Origin of the sequence: Pseudomonas sp. BF-RE-25, assembly GCF_019956105.1 — a bacterium.
Classification (GTDB): Bacteria; Pseudomonadota; Gammaproteobacteria; order Pseudomonadales; family Pseudomonadaceae; genus Aquipseudomonas; species Aquipseudomonas migulae.
This window is the reverse complement of sequence record NZ_JAHBDB010000086.1, coordinates 1-7,934: the sequence shown is the minus strand read 5'-3', so window position 1 is coordinate 7,934 and position 7,934 is coordinate 1. Positions and strand designations below refer to the sequence as shown.

Annotated in this window: 9 protein-coding genes; 5 read left to right on the top strand and 4 right to left on the bottom strand. The window is 61.6% G+C overall.

All coding sequences use genetic code 11. The annotated features are described in order from the left end of the window. Positions 1–64: 64 nt before the first annotated feature. Complete coding sequence (locus tag KGB24_RS27530) at positions 65–1,372, bottom strand: sensor histidine kinase (RefSeq protein WP_223415722.1); 1,308 nt, start codon at positions 1,370–1,372, stop codon at positions 65–67. Then, positions 1,369–2,109, bottom strand: a complete 741-nt coding sequence (locus KGB24_RS27525; protein ID WP_008028195.1) for a response regulator — start codon at positions 2,107–2,109, stop codon at positions 1,369–1,371. Before KGB24_RS27525 ends, KGB24_RS27530 begins: the two co-directional genes overlap by 4 nt. Before the next feature lie 305 nt (positions 2,110–2,414). Between KGB24_RS27525 and KGB24_RS27520 the strand changes: the two genes are divergently transcribed. The 3 genes from KGB24_RS27520 (at position 2,415) to KGB24_RS27510 (ending at position 4,334) form a co-directional block, all read left to right on the top strand. Next, complete coding sequence (locus KGB24_RS27520; protein WP_008043296.1) at positions 2,415–2,675, top strand: DUF2790 domain-containing protein; 261 nt, start codon at positions 2,415–2,417, stop codon at positions 2,673–2,675. Positions 2,676–2,722: 47 nt separating this feature from the next. Continuing rightward, positions 2,723–2,977: a hypothetical protein gene (locus KGB24_RS27515; protein ID WP_008043295.1), complete on the top strand. Its 255-nt coding sequence runs from the start codon at positions 2,723–2,725 to the stop codon at positions 2,975–2,977. A 145-nt stretch (positions 2,978–3,122) separates the two neighbouring features. Beyond that, positions 3,123–4,334: a cytochrome c biogenesis protein DipZ gene (locus KGB24_RS27510; RefSeq protein WP_223415723.1), complete on the top strand. Its 1,212-nt coding sequence runs from the start codon at positions 3,123–3,125 to the stop codon at positions 4,332–4,334. Positions 4,335–4,343: 9 nt separating this feature from the next. On the opposite strand, the gene KGB24_RS27505 is transcribed toward KGB24_RS27510, so the two are convergent. Beyond that, positions 4,344–5,336, bottom strand: a complete 993-nt coding sequence (locus KGB24_RS27505) for an AraC family transcriptional regulator (protein ID WP_008028188.1) — start codon at positions 5,334–5,336, stop codon at positions 4,344–4,346. 180 nt (positions 5,337–5,516) lie between these two features. On the opposite strand from KGB24_RS27505, the gene KGB24_RS27500 reads away from it, so the two are divergent. Continuing rightward, positions 5,517–5,786, top strand: coding sequence for a DUF4242 domain-containing protein (locus tag KGB24_RS27500; protein ID WP_008028186.1), 270 nt, complete (start codon positions 5,517–5,519; stop codon positions 5,784–5,786). 35 nt (positions 5,787–5,821) lie between these two features. After that, positions 5,822–6,634, top strand: a complete 813-nt coding sequence (locus tag KGB24_RS27495) for a class I SAM-dependent methyltransferase (RefSeq protein ID WP_223415724.1) — start codon at positions 5,822–5,824, stop codon at positions 6,632–6,634. Between the two features lie 133 nt (positions 6,635–6,767). Here KGB24_RS27495 and KGB24_RS27490 read toward each other — a convergent pair whose 3' ends face one another. Then, a complete protein-coding gene (locus tag KGB24_RS27490) occupies positions 6,768–7,694 on the bottom strand; it encodes a universal stress protein (protein WP_207285921.1) in 927 nt (308 codons plus the stop codon). Between the last annotated feature and the right edge of the window lie 240 nt (positions 7,695–7,934).

The window sequence follows — 7,934 nt, the reverse complement described above, 5'->3', positions numbered from 1 at the left end:
GGCGATGGCATCACCGCGGTGAATCTGACAGACCGCGTTGATGCCATCGCCAGCAAGCCGGCTCCTACAGGGATTTGGTGGGGAGCTTTAGCTCTGCGCAGAGTCCGCCGCCTTCGCGGTTGCTCAGCGTCAACGACCCGCCGAGGGCCAGCGCCAGTTGCTGGGCAATCGCCAGGCCCAGGCCGGTGCCGCCAGTGCTGCGGTTGCGGGAATTCTCCACGCGGTAGAACGGCTCCATCACGTGGGCGAGTTCTTCTTCGGCAATCCCGGGGCCGCGGTCCATCACCTTCACCGACAAGCTGCCGCCAGGTTTCGATTCCACCTGCAGTTCCGCCGCGCCGGCGAATTTGAGTGCGTTGTCCGTCAGGTTCACCAGCACGCGGCGCAAGGCGTGCGGCCGGGTGTCGATGACGGTGTCACTTTTTCCGCTGAGCTGAACGTCCTTGCCCATGTCCTGATAGTCGAACACCAGGCTGTCGAGGAATGAATCCAGATCGGTGCGGCGACTTTCTTCGGTGGCGCCATGGACGCTGCGGGCATAGGCCACGCCTTCGCGCACCAGATGCTCCATCTCGCCGAGGTCGTTCCACAGTTTGTCTTTTTCGTTGCAGTCGTCCATGAGCTCGGCGCGCAGTTTCATCCGAGTGATGGGGGTTTGCAGGTCGTGGGAAATCGCCGCCAGCAATTGCATGCGTTCTTTGAGGTATGCCGCGATACGCGCCTGCATGGCGTTGAAGGCCATGGCGGCATGGGCGACCTCGGTCGGGCCTGTTTCGTCCAGGTGCACCGGGTGGGTGTTGGGGTCCAGCGTTTCGACGGCTTGTGCGAGGCGGGTGAGGGGGCCAATGGCGATTCTCACCGCCAGCCAGGTGCACAGAATCATCAGCAACAGTTGGCCGAGCAAGACGACCGGCAACCAGGGCGACAACGGCACCATCGACGGACGCACGTCGATGGTGACCGGGCTGCCATCGGCCAGTTTCAGATGGACCTGGAAGTGTTTGACCGGACCGGGAATGTCCGTAACCGTCATCGGGTAATCCTTGCCGATGGCGTCCTTGATTGAAGTCATCGCGATAGGCGTATCGCTCATCGCCGTGCCGGGCGAACCTTCATCCAGCAAATAGCGGTAGTTGCGGCGATCCAGTTGTTGCAGCCAACTCATGCGTTCTTCGGCCGGCAAGCGGTCGAGGATGGCGATGGAGGTTGAAACGTCGGTTTCCAGATTGCCCAGCATGGTGTTTTTCGCGCTTTCATAGCGCTCGTAGTACTGCGCACCGAAAGACAAGACCTGCGCCAGAATCAGACCGATCAGGAAAATCAGCGACAGGCGCGAGGCGAGGGTGCGGGGCCACCGCAGGGAAAGGTTCATGCGGGCGCCCCGAGGACTTCCACCGGCAGCGAAAACACATAGCCTTCGCTGCGCACGGTTTTGATGTAGGCCGGTTCCCGTGCGTCGTCGAGCAAGCGCTGACGCAGGCGGCTGACCAGCAAATCGATGGAGCGGTCGAACAGATCGGCATCGCGGCCCTGGGTCAGGTTCAGCAACTGGTCGCGGTTGAGCACCCGTTGCGGATGGTCGAGGAACACCCGCAGCAGTCGATATTCCGCGCCGCTGAGCGCGACCATGGTGCCGTCGTCATCGAGCAGATGGCGGGCCGAGGTGTCCAGGCGCCAGCGACCGAAGGCCAGCAGGCGACCGCTTTCGGTGACCACCAGGTTGGGCGGCAGCATCCGCGTGCGCCGCAGCACCGCGTTGATCCGCGCCAGCAGTTCACGGGCGGCGAACGGCTTGACCAGATAATCGTCGGCGCCCATTTCCAGGCCGATGATGCGGTCGGTTTCATCGTTGCGCGCAGTGAGCATCAGTACCGGGGTGGTCTTGTGTTTACCGGCACGGATTTCGCGGCACAGCATCAGGCCATCGTCGCCCGGCATCATGATGTCGAGCACGATCAAGTCCACCGGCGTGGTCTCCAGAAACGCGCGCATCTGCCGGCCGTCCGCCACGACGGTGGTGCGCAGGCCGTTCTTCTTCAGGTAGTTGCCTACCAGCTCTCGAATCTCGCGGTCATCGTCCACGATGAGGATGTGATCGACGTGTTCCATGGGGCCAAGCCTCTTCAAATAGGGAATGCGCACAGTCTATCGAGCCTTTGCCCGCTCGCCCGCCACCCTTTGTATTGCAGTGTATCTGGTGTGTCGGCGGATACACATGGACTTAAAAACCCGGAAATCCAGGGGTTTTGTATCGCTGTGTATCGGCAGGCCCCTTTGATACGTACCGATTTACACGCGCCGCTTCTCGACACAGACGAGATACCTCAGGGCCTTCTAATAGGTTCCATCGAGGCAAACCCAACCGCCTCGGCTCAATTGAACGACCTACCCATTGAAGCCTTGAGGACACCACCATGAACACCAAAGCCATCTACGCCGCTTGCCTGTTTGCCGCCCTGAACATCTGCACCCTGTCGGCCCGTGCCGAAGCCGACGTCAGCGCCAGGACCTACAGCTACGGCACGCACCTGGACATCAAGAAAGTGGTGTCGTTGACACAGGACACCACGAACGCCTGCGGGATTGTCGATGCCCAGCTGACTTACCTGGACTCCCAGAACAAAACCCAGGTGCTGGACTACCGAAAAATTGCTGACTGCAACGAAGACAACTGAGTCATTGCTGACCGATTGCCAATCCCCTTTGATACAGGAAGAACACCATGAACAACGTAACCCGCTTTTTGACCGCCGCTGCCTTCGCCCTTGCCGGCGCCGCCGCTCACGCCAACGCCGCCGTTGAACAAAGCACCTGCGGCAGCAGCACCTGCTTCCAGCTGACCCCGGTGAACGAGCAGGGCGCCAATGATTTGCTGGTACAGGACGGTTCGAGCCGTACGCCGCAAGGGCAGATGGTTGCCGAGAACGGTGGCAGCCGCACGCCACAAGGCCAATTGCTGGATGAACAAACGGCCTGAAGCCACGCAATCCCACTGTAGGAGCCGGCTTGCTGGCGATAGCGATCTGTCAGTCACCTATAAGTTGCATGTGATGACGCCATCGCCAGCAAGCCGGCTCCTACAGGGGACTCGTTGCCACCCTCTAATGCATTAGGTGATCCCCATGTTTCTCATCGCTTTCCTGGGCGGCATTTTGACCGTCCTCAGTCCCTGCATCCTCCCGGTCGTGCCGTTCCTGTTCGCCGGGGTCGACCGCACCCGCTCCTCGATCCTGCTCACCCTTGGCGGCATGGTCCTGACCTTCGCCCTGACCTCCAGCCTGGCCGTGGTCAGCAGTGAATGGGTGGTGCAAGCCAACAACACTGGTCGCCACGTGGCCCTGATCGTGATGGCGCTGTTTGCCCTGTCGCTGATTTCTGCGCGGGTCGGCGGTTGGCTGGCACGCCCGTTCGTGCTGTTGGGCAATCGCCTCGACCCCGACACCCGCAAAATGTCCGGCCCGTTGGGTTCGGTGATGATCGGTGTCGCCACCGGTCTGCTCTGGGCGCCGTGCGCCGGGCCGATCCTCGGCGTGATCCTCACCGGCGCCATGCTGCAAGGCGCCAACGCGCAGACCAGTCTGTTGCTGGTGGCGTACGGCCTGGGCAGCGCGTTGTCCCTGGGCACCTTGATCTTCGCCGGTCGCGGCCTGGTCAATCGCTTGAAAGCGTCGATTCCGGTGACCGGCTGGTTGCGACGCGGTACCGGGTTTTCGGTACTGGCGGCTGCGGTGGTGATTTCCACCGGCGCCGACAAGACCCTGCTGGCCGGCACTTCTTCCGAGGGCGTCAGCAGCATCGAGAAAGGCGTGCTGGAAAGCGTACCGAAAGTGGTCGATTACCTGGTCAGCAAGGTCAAGGCCGATACAAGCCTGGACAATGCCCAGGGTCCGATGCCGTCGCTGTCCGGCGCCGTCGAATGGATCAACTCGCCAGCACTGACCAATGAGTCGCTCAAAGGCAAAGTGGTGCTGGTGGACTTCTGGACCTACGACTGCATCAACTGCCAGCACACCCTGCCTTATGTGAAGGACTGGGCGAAGAAATACGAGAAGGATGGCCTGGTGGTGATCGGCGTCCACACCCCGGAATACGGCTTCGAACGCATCATCGCCAACGTCAAGGATCAGGTGAAAAAGCTCGGCATCACCTACCCGGTGGCCATCGACAACAACTACGCGATCTGGCGCAACTTCGATAACCAGTACTGGCCCGCTCACTACCTGATCGACGCCAAGGGGCAGGTGCGTTTCACCCACTTCGGTGAAGGTCGCTACGAAACCCAGGAGAAGATGATCCAGCAGTTGCTGGAAGAAGCGAAAGCCCCTGCTGCGTAACCCGTCAACTCAATGGCTCACAGGCTCCGCGCCGTGGGCCATTGTTCGTTTCTCCTGACTGCGCCGCCACGCCGCGGGCGGTGCGCCGAACTCCCGCCGAAACGCCCGACTGAACGCCGTGTCGGTCTGGTAACCGACCTCTTCGGCGATGCGCATCAATGAGCTGTTACTGCTGCGTAACAGGTTGGCCGCCAGCAACATGCGCCATTGCGTCAGGTACTGCATCGGAGAAATCCCCACCAGTTGCTGAAAGCGTTCCGCCAATACCGATCTTGAGGTGCCGGCGGTGCGCGCCAGTTCATCCAGTGTCCAGGCATGACAGGGTTTTTTGTGCAGCGCGTTGAGGGCGGCGCCGACGATCCGGTCGCCCACACCCGCCAGCCAACCGGTCCGGCCTTCGCCCTGTTCGTGCATGTACAAACGCAGCACTTCGATGAACAACACCTCGGCCAGCTTGGCCAGTACGCCTTCACCACCGGGCCTTGGCGAGCGCGCTTCGGCCAGCGCATAACGCACCGAAGATTCCAGCCAGATCCCGGCGTTCGAGCCGCGCACATTGACCTTCACCACGGCCGGCAACCCCGTCAACAACATGCCCGCCAGCCGCGTATCGCACGCCAGATAGCCGCACACCAGCCGCGTGACCGCGCCGCCACCGCCATAACTCAACTGCCGTGGACGCCGCGCGAGCACGACGTCCAGCCGTGCACCGCTGGCCGGCGCGAGACCGGGTTTGGAGCACATGCGGTGGGCATCGCCCTGCGGAAACACCACCACATCGCCAGCCGTCAGCAATTGGGGAGGATCATCACCGAGTTCGACATAACACTCGCCTTCGGTGATCAAGTGAAAGATCACCACGCGTTCGGCGCCGGGCTCGAGAAACGGTGCGGCGGTGTCCGCGCTCGGTGACTGATAACACCAGGGGGCAGTGAACCTGGCGTTGATGAAAATCGCGCCGACCAGGCGGACGACGCGCAGGGTCTGGGACAGGGCGTCCATGGTGGTGTTCCCCTGTGGGCGGGCAGTTTTTGATTGTGAGCCTGTCGCGGCACAACGCGAAACCTCCGGACGATCGGGCAAGGTTGGCCGACGATCGGGCAGGACGCCGATGGTCAGCGGCGCGATAGTTGGCACAGGGTCTGCCGACCCTGTCATCAATAACAAAAATGAGAGGTTGCCATGCCGAAGTTCATCATTGAACGCGAGATTCCGGGTGCTGGAACACTGTCAGAAAGGGATTTGAAAGCGGCTTCGCAAAAGTCCTGCCGAGCGTTGCGCGACTTGCCGGAGGTGCAGTGGCAGCAGAGTTATGTCACCGGTGACAAGCTCTACTGTGTGTACCTCTCGCCCAACGAAGAGTTGATCCGGGAGCATGCCAGGCTGAGTGGTTTCCCGGCCAACCGCATTTCCCGGGTCATGACCGTCATCGACCCCACCACGGCGGAATAAGCCGGGGGCGTTTGAACTCGTAACGGAGCGATTTGATGAGTACTCCCATTGATCTCACTGCCTTGAAAAACCGTCAGATGGCCGCCTGGGCCAGTGGCGACTATGCCGTGATCGGCACCACCTTGCAGATTGTCGGCGAGCAGCTCGCCGAAGCCTGCGACCTGCTTTGCGACGAGCGCGTGCTGGACGTCGCCGCCGGCAACGGCAACGCGACACTGGCGGCCGCGCGCCGGGGTGCCCGCGTCACGTCCACCGACTACGTCGCCGCGCTGCTGGAGCGCGGCGAAGATCGGGCCCGGGCGGAGCGCCTGGAGGTGACCTTTCAAGTGGCGGATGCCGAGGCGCTGCCGTTCGAGGACGGCAGTTTCGATGCGGTGCTGTCGACCTTCGGCGTGATGTTCGCACCGGACCAGGCCAAAGCCGCCGCCGAGTTGGCGCGGGTCTGTCGTCCGGGCGGCCGAATCGGCCTCGCCAACTGGACACCCGAAGGTTTCGTCGGCCAGATGTTCAAGACCCTGGGCCGGCACATGCCACCTCCGCCGGGGGCACAACCACCGTCGAACTGGGGTTCTGAGGCCTGGCTGCATAAGCATTTTGATGAGCGCGAGTTTCTGCTTCAGGTGACACGGCGGTTCTTCAATTTCCGCTACCGCTCGGCCGCGCATTTCATCGACACGTTCCGCACCTGGTATGGCCCGGTCCACAAGGCGTTCGCAGCGCTGCCCCCCGAAGGCGCCCAGGCCCTTGAAGGTGACCTGGCCGAGCTGATCAACCGCTTGAACCGCACGGGTGAAAAATCGTTGGTGGTGCCGAGTGAATACCTTGAAGTGGTGATCACCCGACGCTGACTTACCCACACAAAAACCTGTGGGAGCGAGCCTGCTCGCGATGGCGGTGAGTCAATCGACATCAATGTTGGATATGACTCAGTCATCGCGAGCAGGCTCGCTCCCACAGGGGGTTGGGGTGTTTTCAGCAGGATTACTCATCCAACCGCTCGCTGTACACCACCCAGACGCTGCACGGCATTTTGTACAGCAGGTGCTCCACCGTGCTGCCGATCAGCCTGCCCAGGCCGCGATGGCCGATGCGGCCCATGACGATCACGTCGATGTCGCAGGCATCGGCGTAGCGGGTCAGGACCTTTACCGGGTTGCCCATGATCATGTGCCGTTGCTGCGGCGCGATGCCGTTGCGTTCGGCCAGTTCGTTGAAGGCGGCTTCCTGGTAGTCGAACAGGGTCCTGGCTTTGCCCGACGAGAAAAACGCCGAACCGTTGTCGAAGCCGAATTCATCGGCGCTGATCGATGACAGGTCATAGGCGTAGACCACATCCAGCTCGGCATTACAGGCGCTCGCCAGTTTTGCCGCTTCGTGAAGAATGCGGTCGTTGAAGCTTTTGTAGTGATCATCACGATGGAACGGGTCGACCGCCGCGACGATCTTGCGCGGCAAGGCACGCGCGGCATGGCTGACGAAGTGCAGCGGCACCGGGCACTCACGCAGCAAATGCACGTCGAGTGGCGTGAACATCAGCCTTGAGAGCATCGAATGCGGCTCCAGCGCCTTGATCAGCACGTCCATCGGCTGCTCTTTCAGGTGAATCAGGATTTCCTCCAGCGGCCGTTCGACCCACGTCACTTCGGTGGTGACGTGCACCCCGATCTTGCGCAAGGGCCGCGCCTGGTCCTCAAGCCATTGACGGTGTCGATCGACATAGCCCAGGCGCATCTGCTCCAGGGCCTTTTCATTGACCAGACTGGCGGTCGCCAGGCCCTCCAGATAATCGAACGCAACGATGTGCAGCGCCGCGTCTTCGGCCTTGGCCAATGCTGCGGCCCTGTCGAAGGCGGGGCTGTGTTCCATCAGGGGTGAGGCGACCAGCATGAAACGTGATTGCTCAGACATGACAAACCTCCCGTGGGTAAACGAGCGTCAGGGTCATTCGACAGGCATTCAACCCATTGAGTATTGACCATGATCAACCTGTCGTCTGGTCAGGCGGGAGTGGGGCGGGGGGATGAGGCGATCACACTGTGAACATCAACCTTGAGAACCACGCGATCCCTTGTAGGAGCCGGCTTGCTGGCGATGGCGGTGGGTCAATCGACACATCTGTCGCCTGAAAGGACGCCATCGCCAGCAAGC

Bases quoted from the DNA above. Each gene is read 5' to 3' on its own strand.
- KGB24_RS27505 (WP_008028188.1), bottom strand. From the start codon at position 5,336: ATGGACGCCCTGTCCCAGACCCTGCGCGTCGTCCGCCTGGTCGGCGCG.
- KGB24_RS27510 (WP_223415723.1), top strand. From the start codon at position 3,123: ATGTTTCTCATCGCTTTCCTGGGCGGCATTTTGACCGTCCTCAGTCCC.
- KGB24_RS27495 (WP_223415724.1), top strand. From the start codon at position 5,822: ATGAGTACTCCCATTGATCTCACTGCCTTGAAAAACCGTCAGATGGCC.
- KGB24_RS27530 (WP_223415722.1), bottom strand. From the start codon at position 1,372: ATGAACCTTTCCCTGCGGTGGCCCCGCACCCTCGCCTCGCGCCTGTCG.
- KGB24_RS27520 (WP_008043296.1), top strand. From the start codon at position 2,415: ATGAACACCAAAGCCATCTACGCCGCTTGCCTGTTTGCCGCCCTGAAC.
- KGB24_RS27490 (WP_207285921.1), bottom strand. From the start codon at position 7,694: ATGTCTGAGCAATCACGTTTCATGCTGGTCGCCTCACCCCTGATGGAA.
- KGB24_RS27525 (WP_008028195.1), bottom strand. From the start codon at position 2,109: ATGGAACACGTCGATCACATCCTCATCGTGGACGATGACCGCGAGATT.
- KGB24_RS27515 (WP_008043295.1), top strand. From the start codon at position 2,723: ATGAACAACGTAACCCGCTTTTTGACCGCCGCTGCCTTCGCCCTTGCC.
- KGB24_RS27500 (WP_008028186.1), top strand. From the start codon at position 5,517: ATGCCGAAGTTCATCATTGAACGCGAGATTCCGGGTGCTGGAACACTG.